Annotated in this window: 20 protein-coding genes; 7 read left to right on the top strand and 13 right to left on the bottom strand. The window is 73.1% G+C overall.

What is annotated here, in order from left to right; translation table 11 throughout:
• Positions 1 to 3: 3 nt before the first annotated feature.
• The 4 genes from chvE to ACIPRD_RS19240 form a co-directional block, all read right to left on the bottom strand.
• On the bottom strand, positions 4 to 1,113 hold the full coding sequence (gene chvE / locus ACIPRD_RS19225) for a multiple monosaccharide ABC transporter substrate-binding protein (protein ID WP_401564475.1): 1,110 nt from the start codon (positions 1,111 to 1,113) through the stop codon (positions 4 to 6).
• A gap of 149 nt (positions 1,114 to 1,262) precedes the next feature.
• Entirely contained in the window at positions 1,263 to 2,231 is a 969-nt protein-coding gene (locus tag ACIPRD_RS19230) for a hypothetical protein (protein WP_356397783.1), read from the bottom strand.
• A 134-nt stretch (positions 2,232 to 2,365) separates the two neighbouring features.
• Complete coding sequence (locus tag ACIPRD_RS19235; protein ID WP_356399075.1) at positions 2,366 to 3,361, bottom strand: alcohol dehydrogenase catalytic domain-containing protein; 996 nt, start codon at positions 3,359 to 3,361, stop codon at positions 2,366 to 2,368.
• Positions 3,362 to 3,408: 47 nt separating this feature from the next.
• Entirely contained in the window at positions 3,409 to 4,566 is a 1,158-nt protein-coding gene (locus ACIPRD_RS19240; protein ID WP_356397786.1) for a mandelate racemase/muconate lactonizing enzyme family protein, read from the bottom strand.
• Positions 4,567 to 4,767: 201 nt separating this feature from the next.
• Between ACIPRD_RS19240 and ACIPRD_RS19245 the strand changes: the two genes are divergently transcribed.
• Positions 4,768 to 5,838, top strand: coding sequence for a hypothetical protein (locus ACIPRD_RS19245; protein WP_401564478.1), 1,071 nt, complete (start codon positions 4,768 to 4,770; stop codon positions 5,836 to 5,838).
• A 182-nt stretch (positions 5,839 to 6,020) separates the two neighbouring features.
• On the top strand, positions 6,021 to 7,178 hold the full coding sequence (locus ACIPRD_RS19250; protein ID WP_401564480.1) for a serine hydrolase domain-containing protein: 1,158 nt from the start codon (positions 6,021 to 6,023) through the stop codon (positions 7,176 to 7,178).
• Positions 7,179 to 7,317: 139 nt separating this feature from the next.
• Here the strand turns inward: ACIPRD_RS19250 and ACIPRD_RS19255 are convergent, their stop codons facing one another.
• Entirely contained in the window at positions 7,318 to 8,340 is a 1,023-nt protein-coding gene (locus ACIPRD_RS19255) for an NADP-dependent oxidoreductase (protein ID WP_401564482.1), read from the bottom strand.
• Positions 8,341 to 8,431: 91 nt separating this feature from the next.
• On the opposite strand from ACIPRD_RS19255, the gene ACIPRD_RS19260 reads away from it, so the two are divergent.
• From ACIPRD_RS19260 to ACIPRD_RS19270, 3 genes are all read left to right on the top strand, one after another.
• On the top strand, positions 8,432 to 8,893 hold the full coding sequence (locus ACIPRD_RS19260; RefSeq protein ID WP_356397798.1) for a MarR family transcriptional regulator: 462 nt from the start codon (positions 8,432 to 8,434) through the stop codon (positions 8,891 to 8,893).
• Positions 8,894 to 8,943: 50 nt separating this feature from the next.
• Positions 8,944 to 9,771, top strand: coding sequence for an EI24 domain-containing protein (locus ACIPRD_RS19265; RefSeq protein WP_356397801.1), 828 nt, complete (start codon positions 8,944 to 8,946; stop codon positions 9,769 to 9,771).
• 223 nt (positions 9,772 to 9,994) lie between these two features.
• Complete coding sequence (locus ACIPRD_RS19270; protein WP_401564487.1) at positions 9,995 to 12,463, top strand: beta-glucosidase; 2,469 nt, start codon at positions 9,995 to 9,997, stop codon at positions 12,461 to 12,463.
• Between the two features lie 133 nt (positions 12,464 to 12,596).
• Here ACIPRD_RS19270 and ACIPRD_RS19275 read toward each other — a convergent pair whose 3' ends face one another.
• Both ACIPRD_RS19275 and ACIPRD_RS19280 read right to left on the bottom strand, forming a co-directional pair.
• A complete protein-coding gene (locus ACIPRD_RS19275; protein ID WP_356397804.1) occupies positions 12,597 to 13,568 on the bottom strand; it encodes an aldose epimerase family protein in 972 nt (323 codons plus the stop codon).
• Between the two features lie 15 nt (positions 13,569 to 13,583).
• The gene (locus ACIPRD_RS19280) at positions 13,584 to 14,468 is read right to left on the bottom strand and encodes an SGNH/GDSL hydrolase family protein (RefSeq protein WP_356397807.1); all 885 of its coding nucleotides are present in this window, start codon (positions 14,466 to 14,468) and stop codon (positions 13,584 to 13,586) included.
• 254 nt (positions 14,469 to 14,722) lie between these two features.
• Between ACIPRD_RS19280 and ACIPRD_RS19285 the strand changes: the two genes are divergently transcribed.
• Positions 14,723 to 15,217, top strand: coding sequence for a DUF3145 domain-containing protein (locus ACIPRD_RS19285; RefSeq protein WP_356397810.1), 495 nt, complete (start codon positions 14,723 to 14,725; stop codon positions 15,215 to 15,217).
• Positions 15,218 to 15,446: 229 nt separating this feature from the next.
• Here ACIPRD_RS19285 and ACIPRD_RS19290 read toward each other — a convergent pair whose 3' ends face one another.
• The 5 genes from ACIPRD_RS19290 to ACIPRD_RS19310 form a co-directional block, all read right to left on the bottom strand.
• Positions 15,447 to 16,718 (bottom strand): beta-ketoacyl-[acyl-carrier-protein] synthase family protein, encoded by a 1,272-nt coding sequence (locus ACIPRD_RS19290; protein ID WP_356397813.1) that lies wholly within the window; start codon positions 16,716 to 16,718, stop codon positions 15,447 to 15,449.
• Positions 16,719 to 16,803: 85 nt separating this feature from the next.
• Positions 16,804 to 17,052 (bottom strand): acyl carrier protein, encoded by a 249-nt coding sequence (locus ACIPRD_RS19295; RefSeq protein ID WP_356397816.1) that lies wholly within the window; start codon positions 17,050 to 17,052, stop codon positions 16,804 to 16,806.
• A gap of 106 nt (positions 17,053 to 17,158) precedes the next feature.
• Positions 17,159 to 18,190: a ketoacyl-ACP synthase III gene (locus tag ACIPRD_RS19300; RefSeq protein ID WP_401564491.1), complete on the bottom strand. Its 1,032-nt coding sequence runs from the start codon at positions 18,188 to 18,190 to the stop codon at positions 17,159 to 17,161.
• A gap of 22 nt (positions 18,191 to 18,212) precedes the next feature.
• Positions 18,213 to 19,130, bottom strand: a complete 918-nt coding sequence (locus ACIPRD_RS19305; RefSeq protein WP_401564493.1) for an ACP S-malonyltransferase — start codon at positions 19,128 to 19,130, stop codon at positions 18,213 to 18,215.
• A gap of 89 nt (positions 19,131 to 19,219) precedes the next feature.
• Positions 19,220 to 20,428 (bottom strand): helix-turn-helix domain-containing protein, encoded by a 1,209-nt coding sequence (locus ACIPRD_RS19310; RefSeq protein WP_356397824.1) that lies wholly within the window; start codon positions 20,426 to 20,428, stop codon positions 19,220 to 19,222.
• Positions 20,429 to 20,569: 141 nt separating this feature from the next.
• Here ACIPRD_RS19310 and ACIPRD_RS19315 point away from each other — a divergent pair, with 141 nt between their 5' ends.
• Positions 20,570 to 21,226 (top strand): pirin family protein, encoded by a 657-nt coding sequence (locus ACIPRD_RS19315; protein WP_356399078.1) that lies wholly within the window; start codon positions 20,570 to 20,572, stop codon positions 21,224 to 21,226.
• 144 nt (positions 21,227 to 21,370) lie between these two features.
• Here the strand turns inward: ACIPRD_RS19315 and ACIPRD_RS19320 are convergent, their stop codons facing one another.
• Positions 21,371 to 22,192: a serine hydrolase domain-containing protein gene (locus tag ACIPRD_RS19320; RefSeq protein ID WP_401564496.1), complete on the bottom strand. Its 822-nt coding sequence runs from the start codon at positions 22,190 to 22,192 to the stop codon at positions 21,371 to 21,373.
• Between the last annotated feature and the right edge of the window lie 14 nt (positions 22,193 to 22,206).

Consider the following 22,206-nt stretch of genomic DNA (forward strand, 5'->3'; position numbering starts at 1 on the left):
GGCTTACTTGAGCTCGGACTCGGTGTAGTAACCGCCGTCGACCAGCACCTGCCGGTAGTTGCCCTTGTCGACGCTGACCGGCTGGAGCAGGTACGCGGGCACGACCTTGGTGCCGTTGTCGTAGGTCTTGGTGTCGTTGACCTGGGGCTTCTTGCCCTTGAGGGCGTCGTCGACCATGGCCGAGGCGACCTTGGCCAGCTCACGGGTGTCCTTGTAGACGGTCTGCGTCTGATCACCGGCGATGATCGACTTCACCGAGGCCAGCTCGGCGTCCTGGCCGGTGACCACCGGCAGCGGCTTGGCCGCCGAGCCGTAGCCGTCCGACTTCAGCGCGGACAGGATGCCGATGGAGATGCCGTCGTACGGCGAGAGCACCGCGTCGACCCGGCCGCTGCGGTAGGACGCGGTGAGGATGTCCTCCATCCGGTGCTGCGCGGTGGTGCCGTCCCAGCGCAGGGTGGTGACCTTGTTCAGCGCGGTCTGGCCGGACCTGACCACCAGCTGCTTCTTGTCGATGTACGGCTGGAGCACGCTCATCGCGCCGTTGAAGAAGTACTTGGTGTTGTTGTCGTCGTTGGAGCCGGCGAACAGCTCGATGCTGAACGGGCCCTTCTTCCCGCCGTCCAGGCCGAGCTTGTGCACGATGTACGAGCCCTGGAGCCGGCCGACCTTCTCGTTGTCGAACGAGGCGTAGTAGTCGACGTTCTTGGTGCCGAGGATCAGGCGGTCGTAGGCGATGACGGGGATGTGCGCGTCCGCCGCCTGCTGGAGCACGTTGTCCAGGGACTTGTTGTCGATCGCCGCGACGATCAGGCCCTTCACGCCCTGCGTGATCAGGTTCTCGATCTGCGAGACCTGGGTGTCGGGGTCGTCCTCGCCGAAGACCAGCTTGGTCTTGTACCCCTTGCCCTGGAGGTTCTTGACTACGTTGTCACCGTCCGCGATCCAGCGTTCGGAGGACTTGGTCGGCATCGCGATGCCGATCGTGCCGCCCTTGGTGTCGCCGCCCTTGTCCTTGCTGCCGCCCTCGCTGTTCTGCCCGCAGGCGGACAGGGCGAGGGAGAGCGCGGCTGCCGCCACTGTCGCGGTGAGTACGGCTCTGCGGTTGCGCATGGTGATCCGTCCTTTGTCGGTCTCGGGGGTGGTGCGGGGGTGCGGTGCTCGTGCGGGTCGGGGGTGGTGCGGTGCTCGTGCGGTGCGGGGGTGCGTTGTCGGTGCGGGTCGCGGGCCGCGCGGCACGGGGTGCGGGGGGTGCGGGGGAGTCAGGCGGTGTCGGGGAAGCGGTCGAGCGGGCCGGGCAGCCGGGAGCCGAGCGGGGCCATGCCGCCGTCCGCGCCGTGCCGGGCGAGCAGGTCCAGCGCGAGCCGGCCCCGCCGCACCCGCTCCCGGGCGGTGTTCAGCGTCAGGTCCCGCAGGTGGGCGCCCCACGGATAGATGCCGGGGGCCTTGGACAGGCCGAACTTCAGATAGAGCGGCGCACCGCGCCGGATCAGCTCGGCGACCTCGTACATCCGGACATAGCCGCCGAGGTCGTCGGGCGCCTCGATGTACATGTCCATCGGGGCGCCCGACACCCGCCGGATCTCCGTGAGATGCGACAGCGTCAGATCGCTCGGCACGTTGACCGAGTCGGCGCCGAGCCGCTCGTACACCGCGTACGCGGCCGGATTGACCGGCCCGATGAGCGCGGAGACCTTGAGCGTCGTGTCCGCCGGGATGATCCCCGACCGGCGCGCCCGGTGCAGCGTCCACAGCACGCCCTCGTCGGCCACCAGCAGGCACTTCACGCCCAGCTCGGTGGCCCGTACGGCGTCCTCGACGCACCCGGCGACCGCGTCGTGGCCGCGGGCGCGCAGCCCCGCACCGCGCGAGTCGGTGCGCACCGAGCCGCCGGTGTCCCAGGTGCCGCGCGGACCGGTGAACAGGCACAGCTCGATGTCCCGTTCGGCGGCCGCCCCGGCCATCTCGGTGATCTCGGCGTCGGAGAGCATCCACACGCCGCTGCCCTGGCTGATCCGGTGGACCGGCACGTCCAGGCGCGCGCTCTCCTTCAGGATCACCGCCAGCGCCTCGGGCCCCTCGCACGAGGGGACCTCGGTGCGCCAGAGACCGCCGCCCGGGAAGCGGTGGGGGGACGCGTCGGCGGGGTCGGGAAGGGGCGCGCCCAGCCCGAGCGCGGCGAGCACCTGCTCGCCGGGCCTGCGGGCCGCCGGGGCGGAAGCGTCGGTCACAAGCTGTCCTTCGCGTTCGGTGTACCGGACAAGGGTCGGGATCTCGGGTACGGCGGACTCCGGGGGCCGCGGGCTCCGGGCCGGCCGTGGGTCCCGCGGCGCGGCGTCCGGGTCCAGGCGGCCCGGGTACGGGCTCACGGCCCGGCCGGCGCGGGGCCCGGGTACGGATGGGGCCGCAGCAGCACCTTGCCGACCTTCGGGTCACCGCTCCCCACCAGCTCGACGGCCTCGGGGAACGCCGACAGCGGCAGCTCGTGGGTGACCAGCGGGAGCGGGTCGAGGAGTCCGGCGGCGAACATCCGCACCGCGTGCGCCCAGGCCGCCGGCGGCGCCCCGAACACCGTGCGCACCTCCAGCTGCCGTACGACGAGGGAGGTCGGGTCGAGTCCGTCCGCGCCCGGCGCCGGGATGCCGGTGAGCACCAGCCGGCCGCCGCGCCGGAGCAGGGCCGCGGCGGTGCGCGCGGCGGACGCGGACCCGGCGGCCTCGATCACGACGTCGAAGCCGTCCGGCAGCTCCTGGCCGGCGAGCCGGTACCGGGTGGCCCCGAACCGCCGTGCCAGTTCCTCCCGTTCCCGGTCCACGCCCACCACCAGCAACTCGGCCGGGGACACGGCCGCGAGGAACTGCACGGCGAGCATGCCGAGCGTGCCCGTTCCCACCACCGCGACCCGCTCGCCCGGCCGGGCCCCCGCCTTCAGGGCCGCCGCGGCGACACAGGCGGCCGGTTCCAGCAGGGCGGCGGCGGTGAGGTCGGCGTCGGCGGACAGCGGATGGAGCAGCCGGGCCGGCAGCGTGAGCGTGCCGGCCATCGCGCCCGGCCGGGTGAAGCCCGTCTCCTCGTAGCCCGCGGTGCACAGCGTCGTCTCGCCCGCGTGACAGCGCTCGCAGACCTGGCAGTTGCGGAAGCCCTCCCCGACGACCTTGCGGCCGGTCAGGCTCTCCGGCACCCCGGCGCCGACCGCGCGCACGGTCCCGGACCACTCGTGGCCGGGGACCAGCGGGTAACGCACGTACCCCTCGGGCCGGTTGCCCCGATACAGCTCGCGGTCGCTGCCGCAGACGCCCACCGCGTGCACGGCGACCAATGCCTCACCGGGGCCGGGAGCCCGTGGCGTGTGCTCCTCCATCCGGTGCGCGCCCGGCGCCTCGACCAGGACCTGGAGGCCGTCGGCGCTCACTTCGTGTCCTTCGGCCTGCGCTGCTCCCAGCCCTCGGCCCAGAGGTCGAACCGGGCCTGCTGCTGCGGGAATTCGGCGGCGGCGTCGGTGTCCAGCTCGACGCCCAGACCGGGTGCGTCCGAGAGGTGGAAGTAGCCGTCCACCACCTCGGGGGCGCCCTTCACCACCTTCTTGATCTCCGCGTCCGCGAAGTCGTTGAAGTGCTCCAGGATCTTGAAGTTCGGGGTGCTGAAGCCCAGTTGGAGCGAGGCGGCGGTCAGTACGGATCCGCCCACGTTGTGCGGGGCGACGAGCATGTAGTGGGCCTCGGCGGCCGCGGCGAGCTTGCGCGTCTCCCAGATGCCGCCGATGTGGCCGACGTCCGGCTGGATGATGTCCGCCGCCTGGCTCTCGAACAGCTCCCGGAACTCGATCCGGTCGTGCATCCGTTCACCGGTGGCCACCGGTATGTCGACCTTCGCGGCGACCTTCTCCAGGGCCTTGAGGTTCTCCGGCGGGACCGGCTCCTCCAGCCAGGCCGGGTCGAAGGGCGCGAGCTCGCGCGCCAGCCGGACCGCGGTGGCCGGGGAGAACCGGCCGTGCATCTCCAGCATCAGCTCGGTGCCGGGCCCGACGGCGTCCCGCACGGCCTCGATCAGCGAGACGGCGTACAGGGTGCTCTCGTGGTCCAGTTCGAAGTGGCCGGTGCCGAACGGGTCGATCTTCAGGGCCCGGTACCCGCGCGCCACGACCTCCCGGGCGGCCTTGTGGTACGCCTCCGGGGTCCGCTCGGTCGTGTACCAGCCGTTGGCGTACGCCTTGACCCGGTCGGTGACCCGGCCGCCCAGCAGCTGCCACACCGGCACGCCGAGCGCCTTGCCCTTGATGTCCCAGCAGGCCATCTCGACGACCGCGACACCGGACATGACGATCTCGCCGGCCCGCCCGTAGTCGCCGTACTTCATCCGGCGCACGAGGTCCTCGACGGCGAACGGGTCCGAGCCGCGCACATGGTTGGTCTCCGCCTCGCGCAGGTACCCGATCAGCGCGTCGGTGCGGCCCAGCATCCGGGTCTCGCCGACTCCCGTGATCCCCTCGTCGGTGTGCACCTGGACGTACGTGAGATTGCGCCACGGCGTCCCGACGACATGTGTGCTGATTCCGGTGATGCGCACGGAGGTTGCCCCTCACCCGTTCGATATTTCGTCACGCGTTCGAAATGTTGGCGCGACAGTAGGGATGGGGCGGCGAGGGTGTCAATGGGGCGAACAGGAAACGGTTCGGGCACGGGACGCGGGATCCCTCGCCGTCCCGCACCAAACCTTCACAGCGGTGCCTAGGAAAGTCACCGGCCGGGAATCTAGTCTTCCCGCGTCATGGACTACTGCCAGCCGTGCCGACGGCACCTCAACGGCGCTCTGGCCTGCCCGGGCTGCGGCGCACCGGCGCAGATGCCCGCCGTCCCCGCGGGCGTACACGCGGGCACGGCGGCCGCCCCCTACGGGCAGGCGGCCCACAGTGCCGACCCGGCGGACGGCCAGGCCGGTCATGCCGATCACACCGGTCATGCCGATCACGCGGGACACGCAGGTCACCCGGGACACGCGGGTCACGCCGGTCACGGAGACGCGACGCCCCCGGCCGCCCCGAGGGTGCCCCGGCAGGCCGGCGCCCCCGACGAACGCGCCGTCGCGGCGACCGCGAACACGCACACCGGCGGTCCCGGCGGTACTGACGGCACCGGCGACGCCTACGGGGACACGCACGGCTCCGCGCACAACCCCACACGCGACCCCGCGTACGACGACAGCGCGTACGACGACTCCGCGTACGACGACTCCGCGGACGAACCCCTCTCCGAGGACGATCTCGCGGACGAGGATCACCCGGACACCGGCGGCGGGCGCCGCGCGGGCCGGCGACAGGCCGACGCCGACGGCAGCCGCCGGGACCGCAAGGCCGCCGCGCACCGGCGTCGCCGCCGCCGTACGGTCCTGATCGCGGCGGGCTTCGTGCTGGCGGCCGGCGGTCTCAGCCTCGCCGAACTCGGCGTCGACGCGCCCTTCTCCACCGGCGCCCCCGCCGTCTCCGGCGGCGCGGCCCCCGAGAGCGACGACACCTCCGCCGCCCCCGCCCCCACGGCCTCCGCCCCGGCTTCCGCGCCGGGCGCCGCCGCCGGCCGGGGCACCGTGTCGGCCTCCCCGGACGCCTCGGCCTCGGCGTCCGCCTCCACGTCCCCGAAGGCCGAGGCCTCCACGTCCCCGGAGGCCTCGAAGAAGGCCGAACGGCCGGCGGGCGCGGCCGCGGGCGCGGCGGCGGGCACCCCGGCCGCTCCGGCGGCCACGCACGCGCCGGCCACCCCGACCGCCGCCCCGACCAGCCCGGATCCGACGCCGGAGCCGTCCCCGACGAAGAAGTGCGACAGGTTCCTGTGGTGGTGCACCTAGGGGGCGTCTCCCCTGAGTGTCCGGGGTGTGGGCCATCCGGGGCATCGGTGTCACCAACCAGGCGCCTGGGGGGTTGAACCGAACGGGTACGTCTCGCCGTACATGATCCCGGGAACGCCCGGCTCCGGGCCGGGTGTCGCGCGAACGGGAACGGCGAGCAGCGGATCGGCCGAGGAGAGCGGATGACGCAGCACATCACCGTCCAGGGCACGGTTGCCGACGGGTACGAGGCGGTGCGCGAGGAGTTCGCCGCCTTCGTGACCGGTGAACGGCACGACTACGAGGGCCAGTTGTGCGCGTATGTGCACGGCCGGAGAGTCGTGGACCTGTGGGCCGGGCCAGGAGGCGGCCCGGACGCGCTGTACGGCGTGTTCTCCTCCAGCAAAGGTGCCGCCCACCTCGTCGTGGCCCTGCTGGTCCAGGACGGCACGCTGGAACTGGACCGCAAGGTCACCTACTACTGGCCGGAGTTCGGCGTCGAGGGCAAGGGGGCCCTGACCCTGCGCGAGGTGCTGGCGCACCGTGCCGGACTGATCGGGACCGACAGCGGCTTCAGCGCGGCCGAGCTCGCCGACGACCGCGCGCTCGCCGAACGCCTGGCCGACCAGCGGCCGTTCTGGCGGCCCGGGGCGGCGTTCGGCTACCACGCCCTGGTGATCGGCGCGCTGACCGGTGAGATCGTCCGGCGGGCGACCGGCCGTACGGTGCAGGAGCTGTACGAGGAGCGGGTCCGCGCCCCGTACGGGCTGGACTTCCACCTCGGTCTGGCCGCCGTCCACGAGTCCCGGTTCCGCACCACCCTGCCGATGCTGCCGACCCCCGCGCAGCAGGTGGAGCTGGACGCGCTGCCGGCCGGGCCGCACACGCTCCCCGGGATCGCCTTCAACCGGCACGCGGCGGAGCCGACGGATCTGGAGGCCCTGCCCAACGATCCCGTGGTCCGTGCCAAGGGCCCCGCGTCGGTGGGCGGCGTCGCCTCGGCGCGCGGGCTGGCCGGGATGTACGCGGCGATGATCAGCGAGGTCGGCGGGCAGGCGCCGCTGCTCAAGGAGGACACGATCGCGGAGTTCGGGCAGCCGCACTCGGCGGGCCAGGACCTGGTCATCCGCGCGTACGCGGCGTTCGGCCTGGGCTTCCAGGCCACGGCCGAGGCCCGGCATCCCTTCCTGGGCGCCGGGACGATCGGCCACAGCGGTGCGGCCGGCTCCCAGGCCTTCGCGGACCGCCGCGCGGGCCTCGCCTACGGCTACACCCGCCGCCGTTGCGCCTACCCGGGCGGAGCCGCCCCGGAGAACGACCGCCTGGCGGCCGCCGTCCACAGGGCGGCCCTGACCGCCTGAGTGACGGCCGGACCCCGGCCGTCACGCTCCACCCCGTTCAGGCCGGCGGGAGACCGGTCGCGCGCGGGCCCGCGGGGCCGAGCACGTCCGGTCTCCCGTGACCGGCCGAGGCGGCCCCGCGGGCGAACGCAGCGGAAGGTCAGGCCTTCACGATCATCTTGCCGATGTTGTCGCCGCGCAGGACGCCGAGGAACGCCTCGACCATGTTCTCGATGCCGTCGACGACCGTCTCGCGGTACTTGAGGGCGCCGGAGGCGACCCAGGGGCCGACCTGGTCGATGAAGAGCGGCTGCATGTCGTAGTGGTCGCCGACGAGGAAGCCCTCCATGCGGCCGCGGGTCTGGATCAGACGGGCGAGGTTGACCGGGCCGGGGGCGGGCTCGGTGTTGTTGTAGACGGAGATCATGCCGCAGATGGCGATCCGGCCGCGCAGGTTGAGGGAGCCGATGGCGGCTTCGAGGTGGTCCCCGCCGACGTTGTCGAAGTAGACGTCGATGCCGTCGGGAGCGGCGGCGCGCAGCTGCTCGGCGACGGGGCCCTTCTTGTAGTTGAACGCGGCGTCGAAGCCGTACTCGTCGAGCAGCAGCTTGACCTTCTCGTCGGAGCCGGCCGAGCCGATGACCCGGGAGGCGCCCATGAGCTTGGCGAGCTGGCCGACCTCGCTGCCGACGGCACCGGCGGCGCCGGAGACGAACACGACGTCGCCCTCCTTGAAGGAGGCGGTGCGCAGCAGGCCGGCGTACGCGGTGAGACCGGTCATGCCGAGGACGCCGAGGTAGGTCGAGAGCGGGGCGAGGGCGCCGTTCACCTTGACGGCGTTCTTGACGTCCACGGCCGCGTACTCGCGCCAGCCGAGGAAGTGCAGGACGTGCTCGCCGACCTCGAAGCCCTCGACGTCGGAGGCGACGATCTCGCCGACCGTGCCGCCCTGCATGACCTGGCCCAGCTCGAAGGGGGCGGCGTAGGACTTGGCGGCACTCATTCGGCCGCGCATGTACGGGTCGACCGAGAGGTACACGTTACGCACCAGGACCTGGCCCTCGCCGGGGACCGGCATGGGGGCCTCGACGAGGGCGAAGTCCTCGGGCGTCGGCCAGCCGACCGGGCGCTTCATCAGGTGCCACTCGCGGTTGACGGCGGGGAGGGCGGGGGAGTCGGACATGGTGCGTGACCTTCCTCAATTACTTCAGTACCTGAAACAACCATGCGCCTAAATATTTCAGGATGTCAAGTAACCGGCTATCCTGGACGGCATGTCGCCCGAGTCGTCCCCGTCCCGTCCGCCGGCCCCGTCCAGCCGCCGCGTCGACCCTCTGTCCATGGAGGTCGTCGAACTGATCGGTGAGGTCGTGGCCCGCTTCTACGCGGACTACGAGGAGGCGGCCGGCGAGCACTCCCTCACCGGCCCCCAGGCGCGCCTGCTCAGCCTGCTCTCGCTGGAGCCGCTGCCGATGCGCAAGCTGGCCCAGAAGCTGAAGTGCGAGCCGTCCAACGTCACCGGCATCGTCGACCGCCTGGAGTCCCGCGGCCTGGTCGAGCGCCGCCCCGATCCGGCCGACCGCCGGGTGAAGCTCGCCGCCCCCACCGAGGAGGGCCTGCGCGTCGCCCGCGACCTGCGCGAGGGCCTGCGCTTCGCCCGCGAGCCCCTGGCCGGACTCTCCACCGAGGAGCGCGGCTCCCTCCGGGACCTGCTGCGCCGCATGCTCGACGCCTGACACACGTTCGCCACACAGGGCGGCCACACCGCCCCGGTAGAGTCACCCGCATGCGTGACATCGGGGCGGGGTTCGGTCATCTTCTGCAGGGCCAGCGCTGGGTCTACCGGCACGGCCGGCAGTTCGGTCTCGGCCTGCTGCCCGGACTGATCACGCTCGTCCTCTACACGGGCGCGCTCGTCGCGCTCGCGGTGTGGGGGCCGGACGCGGTCGCGTGGGCGACCCCGTTCGCCGACCACTGGTCGAGCCCCTGGCAGGGCCTGTTCCGCGGCTTCCTCACGGTCGTGCTCTTCGCCCTCGGGCTGCTGCTGGCCGTCCTCACCTTCACGGCCGTCACCCTCCTGGTCGGCCAGCCCTTCTACGAGAACCTCTCGGAGAAGGTCGACGAGGACCTCTCGCCCGACGGCACCGCCCCCCGCTCGGAGCTGCCCCTGTGGCGCGAGATCTGGGTCTCGGCGCGCGACAGCCTGCGCATCCTGGTGCGGGCCGGTGTGTGGGGCGTGCTGCTCTTCGCGCTCGGCCTGCTGCCCTTCGTCGGGCAGACGGCCGTCCCGGTGATCGGCTTCTTCGTCACCGGCTTCTTCCTCACCGAGGAACTCGCCGCCGTCGCCCTCCAGCGCCGGGGCGTCGACCTGCGCGCCCGACTCGCCCTGCTCCGCTCCCGCAAGACCCTGGTGTGGGGCTTCGGCACGCCCCTCGGGCTGGCCTTCCTGGTGCCCTTCGTCGCCGTCTTCCTGATGCCGGGCGCGGTCGCCGGCGCCACCTTCCTCGCCCGGGACCTGCTGGGTGAGGAGAACCGCGAGGAGACCGACGGGCACCACGCCGGGCAGGAGCCGGCCGAGCCGGCGCCGGTCGACGGCGCGCGCACCACCCGCTGACACACGCCGGTCCCGGGGCGCGCGAGGCGCGACCTTGAGGCCGGGGCCCCGGGCTGGCAGCCCCCGCACTCGGGGTCCAGGTCCTGGGGTCCCGGGCCGGGATGCCCGGCGGGCCGAATTCCCTGGCGGCCCGCTGGAAACGGCGGCCGCCGTGCCCTGTCCCGGATCGACCGTCCAGGATCCGACTTGTCCGGCGGTGTCCTGGGCAGGATGGAAGGCGCCCGTGGACTTCGACGAGGAGGGAGAGGGCGTGCTGGACACAGGGGAACCGACGGCGGCGGACGAGGCCCGGGAGGCGGCCGTGGAGGCGGCGCTCGGGCGGCTCGGCCTCGACGCCAAGACCCGGCTGCTGGCCGGACAGGACACCTGGAGCCTGCCCGCGCTGCCGGAGATCGGACTGCAGTCCCTGGTCATGTCCGACGGACCCATCGGCGTGCGGGGCGTGCGCTGGACCGCCGAGGACCCCTCCGTCGCGCTGCCCTCGCCGACGGCGCTCGCCGCCACCTGGGACCCCGGACTCGCCCACCGCGCGGGCGTCCTGCTGGCCCAGGAGGCCCGCCGCAAGGGGGTCCACGTCCTGCTCGCCCCGACCGTCAACCTGCACCGCTCCCCGCTCGGCGGCCGCCACTTCGAGGCCTACAGCGAGGACCCGCTCCTGACCGGCCGCATCGGCACCGGCTACGTGCGCGGGGTCCAGTCCGGCGGTGTCGGCACCACCGTCAAGCACTTCGTCGCCAACGACGCCGAGACCGAGCGCTTCACCGTCGACAACCGGGTCCCCGAACGCGCCCTGCGCGAGCTGTACCTGGCGCCCTTCGAGGCGATCGTCGCCGGGGCCCGCCCCTGGGGCGTCATGACCGCCTACAACACGGTCAACGGCACCACCATGACCGAGCACCGGGACCTGGTCGGCGAAGTCCTGCGCGGCGCCTGGGGGTTCGACGGGATCAACGTCTCCGACTGGTCGGCCGCCCGGAACACCGCCGCCGCCCTGCGCGGGGGTCTCGACATCGCCATGCCCGGCCCCCGGACCGTCTACGGCGACGCCCTCGCCGCCGCCGTCCGGGACGGCCGTGTCGACGAGGCCGACGTCGACGCGGCCGTGCGCAGAGTGCTCCGCCTCGCGGCCCGCGTGGGCATCCTCCAGGGTGCCGCGCCGGCCGTCGCCGAGCCGCCCGCCCCGGTCGACGGCGAGGCCCTGGCCCGCGAGATCGCCCGCCGCTCCTTCGTCCTCGTACGCAACGAACGCGGCGCGCTCCCGCTGAAACCCGGCACCGTCGCCCTGATCGGCGCCGCCGCCCGCGACGCGCGCATCCTCGGCGGCGGCTCCGCCACCGTCTTCCCGCCCCGCACCGTCTCCCCGCTGGACGGCCTCACCGCCGCCCTCCCCGAGGGCACCCTCGACCACGCGGTCGGCGCCGACCCGGCCACCGAACTCGCCGCCGCCGGAAGGGATTTCACCCTGCGGACCGTCTGCCGCGACGCCTCCGGGGCCGTCATCGGCACCCGCTCGGCACCCAGCGGCCACATCCAGTGGATGGGCTCCGACCTCCCCGAGGGCGTCCGCCACGACAACCTCCACACCGTCGAACTCACCGGCACCTTCATGCCGCGCGAGTCCGGCCCGCACACCTTCGGCGTCAAGGGCAGGGGCGCCTTCGCCCTCGTCATCGACGGCACGACCTACTACGACGGCGTCCAGCGCCCCGACGGCAGCGACCCGTTCGCCGCGCTGTTCAACGCCCCCGTGCCCCGCGCCCAGGCCGAACTCATCGCGGGCGAGCCGGTGACCGTCTCCCTCACCCACACCGTCGAGGTCCCCGAGGACAGGCCCCTGCGGTCCATCACGTTCGCCCTCGCCCACGCCGCCCCGCAGCGCGACCCCGACGAACTGATCGCCGAGGCCGTCGAGGCCGCGCGGAACGCCGGCACCGCCGTCGTCGTGGTCGCCACCACCGACCGCGTCGAGTCCGAGGGCTTCGACCGCGCCGACCTGCGCCTGCCCGGCCGCCAGGACGACCTGGTGCGCGCCGTGGCCGCCGCCAACCCGAACACCGTCGTGGTCGTCAACGCCGGATCCCCCGTCGAACTGCCCTGGCGCGACGAGGTCGCCGCCGTGCTGCTCACCTGGTTCCCCGGGCAGGAGGGCGGCGCCGCCCTCGCCGACGTGCTGACCGGCACCCACGAGCCCGGCGGCCGGCTCCCCACCACCTGGGGCTCCCTCGCCGACGCCCCGGTCACCCAGGTCGTCCCCGTCGGCGGCGAACTGCCGTACAGCGAGGGTGTCTTCATCGGCTACCGGGCCTGGGAGAAGGCGGGCCGCACCCCCTCCTACCCCTTCGGACACGGACTCGGCTACACCGACTGGGCCTACGAGTCCCTGGACACCGACGGCACCACCGTCCGCGTCCGCGTGCGCAACACCGGCGGGCGTCCGGGCCGCGAGGTCGTCCAGCTGTACCTGTCCCCGGCCGAGGCCGACCCCGAGCGCCCGGCGCGCTGGCTGGCCGGATTCGCGACCGCGGAGGCCGGCCCCGGCGAGAGCGCCGAGGTGATCGTCGAACTGCCGCGCCGCGCCTTCGAGATCTGGGACGACAAGGGGAAAGCGTGGGTGTGTGTGAAGGGTTCGTACGAGATCACGGCCGGACGCTCGATCGCCGACCGAAGGCTCGCCGCCCCGATTAACGTCTGATCCGGGACAAGTCCCCCACGAGCAGCCCCGGTCCGGTCCTGACGCCGGACCGGGGCTATGTCCCGGCCCGTCGCGGCCGCGGAGAGGTGCCGTGCCGGGCGTCGCGGACCCACGAAGATCGGGGAGACGCCCCCTAGCGCACCGAGAAGCCGTACACCGTCTCCGAGCGGTACACCTCGCCCGGCCGCAGCTCCGTGCTCGGGAAGTCCGGGCGGTTGGGGGAGTCCGGGAAGTGCTGGGTCTCCAGCGCGACGCCGTCGCAGGGGGCGAACGGCTCGGCCAGGTGGTCGGCGGTGTAGAGCTGCAGTCCCGGCTCGGTCGTGGACACCGTGAGCACCCGCCCGGAGCCCGGGTCGTACAGCTCGGCCACCTCCTCGGGCGCCCCCGTGACCCCCTTGTCCAGCACGAAGTTGTGGTCGTAGCCGGATCCCGTCTTGCGGGCCGTGCGGAAGTCGAAGCGGGTCCCGGTCACGTCCGCCGGGGGACCGTCCGGGATCAGGTCGCCGTCGACCGGGGTGTACCGGGAGGCGGCGAGCCGCAGCTCGTGACCGCCCGCGTGGCCGGAGCCGGCCAGGTTCCAGTACGTGTGGTTGGTGAGGTTCAGGATCGTCGGCGCGTCGGTGACCGCCTCGTAGGCGATCCGCAGCGCGCCCGACGCGTCCAGCGAGTACGTCGCCGAGACCTCCAGCCGCCCCGGGAAGCCCTCCTCGCCGTGCGGGCTGACCCGGCTCAGCCGCAGCCCGTCCCCGGCCGGCTCCACCCGCCACACCCGCCGGTCGAAGCCCCGCTCGCCGCCGTGCAGCGAGTTGGGGCCGTTGTTGCGGGCGAGGGCGTACGTCCAGCCGTCCAGCGGGAAGCGGCCGCCCGCGATGCGGTTGGCGTACCGGCCGACCAGGGCGCCCAGATACGGCTCCGGGTGCTCCAGATAGCCGTCGAGCCCCGGGAAGCCCAGCACCACGTCCGCGGTGCGCCCCTCCCGGTCCGGCACCTCGGCCGACTGCACGATCCCGCCGTACGACAGGATCCGCACCCGCACCCCGCCGCGCTCCAGCGTCCACCGGTGCACCGGAGTGCCGTCGGAAAGTGTGCCGAAAAGTTCACTCATGTGGGAAAGCGTAGGTCACGGTCGGCGCGCCGTGACCGTGCGGTACGCGATCTCGGCGAGCCGTGCCTGGCCGCTGCGGCTCGGGTGGAACCAGTCCCAGTGGCTGAGCTGCCCGGTCCCGAAGCGGTAGTCGAAGACGGCGTTGCCGTCGAAGCGGCAGCGGCGGTCCTTCGCGCAGACCTCCCGCAGCACCGCGTTGTACTCCTCCACCCGCCGCTGCACCTTCGCCCGGCGCAGCGCGGCCGTGTCGGTCAGGTCGTCCGCGTCGCCCAGCATCGACGGGCAGATCCCCAGCTTCCACACCTGCTTGCCCAGCGGGTCGGTGCGCCCCTGCGACCACAGCCGCTTCAGGTTCGGCACGCTCGCCACGTACACCTGCGTCTTCGGCAGCGCCGTCCGCAGCGTCCGCATCGCCTCGGTGAAGTCCTCGCGGAACGAGGCCACGGACGTCATCGACGACACCGAGGCACGGCAGGCGTCGTTGGCCCCCGCCATCACCGTCACCAACTCCGGCCGCCGCGCCGCCGCCTGGGCCATCTGGCCGGGCAGGTCGGACATCCGGGCGCCGGTCACCGCGTAGTTCCAGCTGCGCTCCACCGCCCCCGTCGACCCGAGCAGCCGCACGGCCAGGCTGTCCACCCCGGTGTCGCTGCCGGTCGCCCACGACACCTCGGGGCAGTCGGAGAACACCGTGCAGGCGTCGAAGCCGCGGGTGATGGAGTCGCCGACCGCCGCGATGGAGTCCGGGCTGCGGTTCCACACCGGGGCGGGTTTCGCCGCGGCACGGGTCGCGCCCGCACCGGCGTCCCGCGTGTCCCCGCCGAAGGCGCCGCATCCGGTGGCCAGCACGGCCGCCGTCACGACGGCGAGAGCGGTGCGCAGCCGGCCTCGTGTCCGCATCCCCGCTGGTCCCCTCGCTCGTCGCCGAAGTGCTCCCGTCCATAACAACGCGCGGGAGTTCCCGCACGGGCCGCCTGCCGCGGCGCACCCCCGGACAAGCGTCCCCCTGGGTGAATGGCAGGGGTTTCCTGACAGCGGGACCGACGGTACGTCACACTCCTTGCACCGCCGCACGGTAGCCTCGCCATGAACGCGGCCGTCGCGCCACTGCGCCGGCCCGTCCGCAAGATGTCCCGCCCTGCCCGGAGGTTACGGTGACGACACGTGGAGTTCTGTACGTGCACTCCGCGCCGCGCGCGCTGTGCCCGCACGTCGAGTGGGCCGTCGCCGGGGTGCTCGGTACGCGCGTCAACCTCGACTGGATCAGGCAGCCGGCGGCACCGGGTACCTGGCGCTCGGAGTTCTCCTGGCAGGGCCAGGCCGGCACCGCCTCCAAGCTCGCCTCCGCCCTGCGCGGCTGGCACCTGCTCCGCTTCGAGGTCACCGCGGAGCCGTGCCCCAGCGCCGAGGGCGAGCGCTACAGCTGCACCCCCGACCTCGGCATCTTCCACGCCGTCACCGGCATGCACGGGGACATCCTGATCCCCGAGGACCGGCTGCGCGCGGCGCTGACGCGGTCCCAGCGCGGCGAGACCGACCTGGAGGCGGAGATCGCCAAGCTCCTCGGCAAGCCCTGGGACGACGAACTGGAACCCTTCCGCTACGCGGGCGAAGGCGCCCCGGTCCGCTGGCTCCACCAGGTCGTCTGACCCCTTCCTCGGCGACAGCGGCCTTCAGGACACGGCGGACCCCAGCGGCGACGGACCTGAGGGGCGCGGGGACCTGCGCGACCAGCCACGACGCACCCCCACCCCATCCGCCGGCGGACGGCCCCCCGCATCCGCCGGCGGACGCCCCCCGCACCACCCGGCACAGCCCCCACAACGGCGACGGCCCGGTCCCCACCGAGGGGGACCGGGCCGTTCGACACGCCGGACGTCAGATCGTCCGGAACGCCAGCACCACGTTGTGCCCACCGAACCCGAACGAGTCGTTCAGCGCGGCGATACGGCCGTCGGCCGGCAGCTTGCGCGCCTCACCGCGGACGATGTCGGCGGCCGCCTCGGCCTCGGGGTCGAGGTTCTCGACGTTGATGGTCGGCGGCGCGATCCGGTTGTACAGCGCGAGCACGGTCGCGACCGACTCGATACCGCCGGCGCCACCGAGCAGGTGACCCGTCATCGACTTGGTCGCGGAGACCGCGAAGTGGTCCGCGTCGTCGCCGAAGACCTTGCGCAGCGCCTTCAGCTCGGCCACGTCACCCGCCGGCGTCGAGGTCGCGTGCGCGTTGACGTGCACGATCTCGGCCGGGTCCAGGTCGGTGCTGTCCAGCAGGCTCTGCAGGGCGTGCGCGATGCCGCGGCCCTCCGGCTCCGGCTGCACGATGTCGTGGCTGTCGGCCGAGATGCCCTGGCCGACGGCCTCCGCGTAGACGCGGGCACCGCGCTTGGCGGCGTGCTCGGCGGACTCCAGGACCAGGACGCCGGCGCCCTCACCGAGGACGAAGCCGTCACGGGCGACGTCGTAGGGGCGCGAGGCACCCTGCGGGTCCTCGTTGTTCTTGGACATCGCCATCATGTTGCCGAAGGCGGCGATGGGCAGCGGGTGGATGGCCGCCTCGGTGCCACCGGCGACGACGACGTCGGCGCGGCCCGTGCGGATCATCTCGATGGCGTAGCCGATGGCCTCGGCGCCCGAGGCGCACGCGGACACCGGGGTGTGCACACCGGCGCGGGCGCCCACGGCGAGACCCACGTTGGCGGACGGGCCGTTCGGCATCAGCATCGGCACGGTGTGCGGGGAGACACGGCGTACGCCCTTGTCCTTCAGCACGTCGTACTGGTCCAGCAGGGTCGTCACGCCGCCGATGCCGGAGGCGATGACCGCGCCCAGCCGGTCGGGGTCGACGCTGCTGTCCTCACCGGCCTTGTCGGTGAAACCTGCGTTCGCCCAGGCCTCCTTGGCCGCGATCAGCGCGAACTGCGCCGAGCGGTCCAGGCGGCGGGCCTGCGGGCGGGGGATGACCTCGCCCGGCTCCACGGCGATCTGCGCCGCGATGCGGACCGCCTGGTCGGCGGCCCAGTCCTGCTCGAGGGGACGGACGCCGGACCGGCCGGCGAGCAGCCCCTCCCAGGTGGAAGCTACGTCGCCACCCAGCGGTGTGGTTGCGCCGATACCGGTGACGACCACGGTGCGATTGGTCGGGCTCACGGGAATTCTTTCTCCAACGGATGCGGGATTCAGCGGCGCCACCGCCGGGTGGCGGGGCCTTGCAGCCTCAGGTCCTGAGGGTGGCTCAGGCCTGGTGCTTGAGGATGTAGTCGGCGGCGTCGCCGACCGTCTTCAGGTTCTTGACGTCCTCGTCGGGGATCTTGACGTCGAAACGCTCTTCGGCGGCGACGACGACCTCGACCATGGACAGCGAGTCGACGTCCAGGTCGTCGGTGAAGGACTTGTCCAGCTGGACGTCCTCGACCGGGATGCCGGCGATCTCGTTCACGATTTCGGCGAGACCGGCGACGATCTCTTCCTGGGTGGCGGCCATGTCAGGCGCTCCTTCTTCGATGTTCCAGACGGTAATACGGCACCTGCCGCGTCGGCGGCAGGCGGTGCGGCACAGGCGCCGGATCGCTCGATCCGGCACGGAGTGCCTAAGGGAGGGTAACGACCGTTGCGGCGTAGACGAGACCCGCCCCGAAACCGATGACGAGCGCGGTGTCGCCGCTCTTCGCTTCGCCGGTCGCCAGGAGCCGCTCCATCGCGAGCGGGATCGAGGCGGCCGAGGTGTTGCCGGTGGTGCGCACGTCACGGGCGATCGTGACGTGCTCCGGCAGCTTCAGGGTCTTCACCATCGAGTCGATGATCCGCACGTTGGCCTGGTGCGGGATGAAGACGTCCAGGTCGTCCGGGCTGATCCCGGCCGCGTCCAGCGCCTGCTGGGCGACCTTCGCCATCTCGAACACGGCCCAGCGGAACACCGCCTGGCCCTCCTGCGTGATCGCAGGGAACTTGATGTTGCCCTCGGAGTCCAGGGGCAGCTCATTGACGTCGCCGACGTGGAAGCGGTCCCACGGCACGGTCTGCTTGATGGTCTCGGACTTGTCGCCCTCGGAACCCCAGACCGTGGGGCCGATCGCCGGCTCCGTGGAGGGGCCGACCACGACCGCGCCGGCGCCGTCGCCGAACAGGAAGGCCGTCGCACGGTCCTCCAGGTCGGTCAGGTCGCTCAGCCGCTCCACGCCGATCACGAGCACGTACTCGGCGGAACCTTCCACCACCATGCCCTTGGCGAGGGTCAGGCCGTAGCCGAAGCCCGCGCAGCCGGCCGAGATGTCGAAGGCGGCCGCCTTGGCCGTGCCCAGCTGGTCGGCGATCGAGGTGGCGATCGCCGGGGTCTGGGCGAAGTGCGAGACGGTGGAGACGACCACGGCGCCGATCTGCTCGGCGGTGATGCCCGCGTCCGCGATCGCCTTGCCGCCGGCCTCGACCGACATGGCCGCGACGGTCTCCTCGGGGCCTGCCCAGTGGCGGGTCTCGATGCCGGAACGCGAACGGATCCACTCGTCGGACGAGTCGATCTTCTCGAGGATCACCTCGTTGGGCACGACCCTGACCGGCCGGTATCCGCCGACTCCGAGGATGCGCGCGTACGGGGAGCCCTTGCTGGGCTTGATCTTCGACATGTTCGGTACGGCTCCTTAGGCGTCAGGCGTTGGCGTGCTCGGAGATGAGCTCGCGCGCCGCGTCGAGGTCGTCGGGGGTCTTCAGGGCGAGCGTGCGCACGCCGGGCAGGGCGCGCTTGGCCAGGCCCGTCAGGGTGCCGCCCGGGCAGACCTCGATGAGGGTGGTGACGCCCAGCTCCTTGAACGTCTCCATGCACAGGTCCCAGCGGACCGGGTTGGCGACCTGGCCGACGAGCCGCTGCAGCACCTCGGTGCCGGTGGCGACGGTACGGCCGTCCTTGTTGGAGACGTAGGCGATCGCGGGGTCGGCCGGAGCGAGCGCGGCCGCGGCCTCCGCCAGCCGCTCGACGGCCGGGGCCATGTGGTGCGTGTGGAAGGCGCCGGCCACCTTCAGCGGGACGACCTTGCGGACGCCCTCGGGCTTGTCCTCGTTCAGCGCGGCGAGCTGCTCCAGCGTGCCCGCGGCGACGATCTGGCCCGCGCCGTTGATGTTGGCCGGGGTCAGACCCAGCTTCTCCAGGTGCGCGACCGACACCTCGGGGTCGCCGCCGAGCAGCGCCGACATGCCGGTCGCGGTGATCGCGGCGGCGTCGGCCATGGCGAGACCACGGGTGCGGACGAGGCGGAGCGCGGCGGTGTCGTCGAGCACGCCCGCGACCGCGGCGGCGGTGAACTCGCCGACGCTGTGTCCCGCGACCGCGCCCGGGGTGACGTCACCGAGCGCGGAGGCCGACAGGATGCCGGCGGCGACCAGCAGCGGCTGGGCCACCGAGGTGTCGCGGATGGCGTCGGCGTCGGCCTGGGTGCCGTAGTGGGCGAGGTCCAGTCCGATGGCCTCGGACCACGCGGCGACGCGGTCGGCGGCGCCGGGGAGGTCGAGCCAGGGGGTCAGGAAGCCGGGCGTCTGGGCGCCCTGGCCGGGAGCGACGAGTACGAGCACTCTCACACTCTCTCTTGGGGACGGCCACGGCCGCCCGTGGGGACAGGGACGAAGAACACGAAGGCCTTTTGTGGGCCCCCGACAAAAAGCTAGAGCTGGGCGTCTCCATCGGTCAGACGCCCCAGGATCAGGGCGATCCGCAGCGTGAACGCGGATCGTACATCGGAGGGTGACCAACCAGTGACGTCAGTCACACGTCGGAGCCGGTAGCGCACGGTGTTCGGGTGAACGAAGAGCATCCGCGCGGCGCCCTCCAGGCTGCTCGCCTGCTCCAGATAGACACTCAGCGTCTCCAGGAGAGCGGAGCCCGCCTCCTCCAGCGGTCTGTAGATCTCCTCCACCAGCTGCTCGCGCGCACCCGGATCGCCCGCTATGGCGCGCTCCGGCAGCAGATCGTCCGCCAGCACCGGCCGCGGCGCGTCCTGCCAGGCGGTGCACGCCTTCAGTCCCGCGGCGGCGGCCTGCGCGGACCGCGTGGCGGCGAGCAGGTCGGAGACGACGGGGCCGGCGACGACCGGTCCGGCGGCGAACGGCCCGATCAGCGACCTGGCCACCGCGAGCGGATTGGGGTGGCCGCCGGCGATGACCACCAGCCGGTCCCCGAGCACCCCGGTGAGCACCTGGAGCTTGGCGTGCCGGGCGGCCCGCCGGATGGCCTCGACGGTGAGCTCGCTGTCGCCGTCGGGCGCCGTCCCGAGGATGACGCACACGTTGTCCGGGGAGTTCCAGCCGAGCGCGGCGGCCCTGCTGACGGCACCCTCGTCCGCCTCGCCGCTGAGCACCGCGTTGACCACCAGCGACTCCAGCCGCGCGTCCCAGGCACCGCGTGCCTCGGCGGCCTGGGCGTACACCTGGGCGGTGGCGAAGGCGATCTCCCGGGCGTACACGAGCAGCGCCTCGCGCAGCACCCGCTCGTCGCCCGGGGCGGCGACCTCGTCGATCGCCGACTCCATGACCTCGATCGTGGTGCGCACCATCTCCACGGTCTGCCGCAGCGTGATGGCCCGGGTCAGCTCGCGCGGGGCGGTGCCGAACACGTCCGTGGAGATGGCCTGCGGGGCGTCCGGGTGCCGGAACCACTCGGTGAAGGCGGCGATGCCCGCCTGGGCCACGAGCCCGATCCAGGAACGGTTCTCCGGGGGCATGGCCCGGTACCACGACAGGGTCTCGTCCATGCGCGCGATGGCCTGCGCGGCGAGACTCCCGGAGGACTTCTCCAGCCGTTTCAGGGTCGCCGTGTGCGGGTGGACGGGCCGGGCTGCTGCGGGGTCGCTGTCATGGGATTCGGGTTCGGGCACGTGGACAAGACTGCCTTATCCGGACGGGAGCGTGTGCCGCCGGGTCGGTGCGAAGCGTCCGGCGGGGTCGTGCGGGGCCCTGGGCGGGGGTCCGGCGGGGGCCTGCGGGAGGGGCCGCGCGCGGACTACCGTGGTGCCGTGATGGACGTACGGCGCGCCGGTGAGCGCTACCGCGGAGGGGACCCGGAGGCCGGGATCGACTCCCGGCACGCCTTCTCCTTCGGCCCGCACTACGACCCCGGCAACCTGCGCTTCGGCGCGGTCATCGCCTGCAACGAGGAGCGGCTCGCGCCCGGCGCCGGCTTCGACGAGCATCCGCACAGCCACACCGAGATCGTGACCTGGGTCGTCGAGGGCGAGCTCACCCACCGCGACTCCACGGGCCGCGCGACGACGGTCCGCCCCGGTGACGTCCAGCACCTCAGCGCGGCGGCGGGCGTCCGGCACGTGGAGCGCAACGAGGGCGCGCTGCCGCTGACCTTCGTGCAGATGTGGCTGGCGCCCCTGGAACCGGGCGGCGAGCCGGCGTACGGGATCGTCCCCGGCATCGCCGATTCCACCCCGTACGCCGTCCCCGGCGCCGGGGCGATGCTGCACGTGCGGCGTCCGGCGGCGGGGGAGCGGACGGCGGTGCCGGACGCCGCGTACGTGTACGCGCAGGTGGTCCGCGGCGAGATCCGGCTGGCCGGCGAGACCCTGGGCCCGGGGGATTCGGCGCGGATCACGGGCGCCGAGGGACTGGAACTCGTGGGGGTCGTGCCCGCGGAGGTACTCCTGTGGGAGATGGCGGCGCGGTGAGGGCCCGGACGCGGTGACGGGCCGGGCGCGGTGAGGGCCCGGACGCGATGACGGCTCGGGCGCGGTGACGGGCCGCTCTCTCCGCCGGGCCCGCCCTCCCCGCCGGGCCCGCCCGGTCCGGGCCACCCGCCGGGCCCGCCCGGTTCAGCCCCGCAGTTCCGCGAGCACCGCGTCCGTCAGTACCGGCCACGCCTCGACGGCCCAGGGGCCGAAGGCGCGGTCGGCCAGGGCCACCGCGGCCACCCCGGCGACCGGGTCCACCCACAGGAACGTGCCCGCCTGGCCGAAGTGCCCGAAGGTGCGCGGCGAGGACGAAGTGCCGGTCCAGTGCGGCGACTTGGAGTCACGGATCTCGAAGCCCAGCCCCCAGTCGTTGGGGCTCTGGTGGCCGTACCCGGGCAGCACGCCCTTCGTGCCCGGGAACTGCACGCTCATCGCCTCGGCGACCGTGCGCGGGTCCAGCAGCCGCGGTGCCTGCACCTCCGCCGCGAACCTCAGCAGGTCCGCCACGCTCGACACCCCGTCCTTCGCCGGTGACCCCTCCAGCGACGTGGACGTCATCCCGAGCGGCTCCAGCACCGCCTGGCGCAGGTACTCCGCGAACGGGATGTCCGTCGCCTTGGCGATGTGGTCCCCGAGCTGCTCGAACCCGGCGTTGGAGTACAGCCGCCGCTCACCGGCCGGCGCGAGCACCCGGTGCTCGTCGAAGGCCAGCCCGGAGGTGTGCGCGAGCAGATGGCGGACCGTGGCCCCGGGGGGACCGGCCGGCTCGTCCAGCTCGACCGCCCCCTCCTCGTACGCGACCAGCGCCGCGTACGCTGCCAGCGGTTTGGTCACCGAGGCCAGCGGAAAGCGGTGCCCGAGGGCCCCATGGGTCCCGAGGACGGTCCCGTCGGCCCGTACGACACCCGCCGCGGCGGTGGTGACCGGCCAGTTCTCGATCAGCGCCAAGCTCTGCAACGACATGGCAGCGAGCCTAT

The sequence above is a fragment of the Streptomyces sp. NPDC090108 genome, from assembly GCF_044747185.1.
GTDB lineage: Bacteria > Actinomycetota > Actinomycetes > Streptomycetales > Streptomycetaceae > Streptomyces.